1 protein-coding gene is annotated in these 518 nt (G+C 42.3%); it reads left to right on the top strand.

Features of this window, described 5'->3' with window-relative positions:
• The first annotated feature begins 45 nt into the window (after positions 1 to 45).
• Positions 46 to 426 (top strand): hypothetical protein, encoded by a 381-nt coding sequence (locus tag BN338_RS09575; RefSeq protein ID WP_039761694.1) that lies wholly within the window; start codon positions 46 to 48, stop codon positions 424 to 426.
• Positions 427 to 518 lie beyond the last annotated feature (92 nt).

Here is a 518-nt window from a genome sequence, read left to right as displayed (position 1 = left end):
ACATACAGTGGCGAAGCGGCAGCGGCGTGATGAGGAGGGAATAGAATGGCAAATCATCTACCACCTCCCTTACAAGGGAGAAATCTTCATACGCAGCAAGTCAGTTTTTTGCGCTTGAATATCTTTCACAAGGATAAAAACCTTACAGAGAGAATAGGGATTTTGCCTCGTGGTGCTTTGATTAAATCGATAAAAGCCTTCGTGAAGACAGCCTTTCCTGAAGCAAAATTAAAGATCGGAAATACGCATGGGGGCAATGAGTTTGGTGAGAAAGATATCAAAGCACAAAACACGCAGGACTTTACACCAACAGATGGGAAGCTTTTTGTCGGAGAAGAAAGGGAAGTTTCTCTTTATGCGACAAGAGACAAAACCACGAATGCTGGTGAATGCGTGGTGGTCGTTGAGTTTATAGCTAATCATTAATGGAGGAAAAGATGGCAATACCACAACCCTTACAAGGTAGATCTCTTCATACGCAACAGGTCAGTTTTTTTCGTCTTAATTTTACGCATGAA

Origin of the sequence: Bartonella queenslandensis AUST/NH15, from assembly GCF_000312585.1 — a bacterium.
Classification (GTDB): Bacteria; Pseudomonadota; Alphaproteobacteria; order Rhizobiales; family Rhizobiaceae; genus Bartonella; species Bartonella queenslandensis_A.
The sequence above is the reverse complement of the archived record's forward strand: the minus strand, read 5'-3'. Positions and strand labels throughout refer to the sequence as shown.

Excerpts from the sequence above, each read along its gene's own strand:
- BN338_RS09575 (WP_039761694.1), top strand. The coding sequence starts at position 46 with ATGGCAAATCATCTACCACCTCCCTTACAAGGGAGAAATCTTCATACG.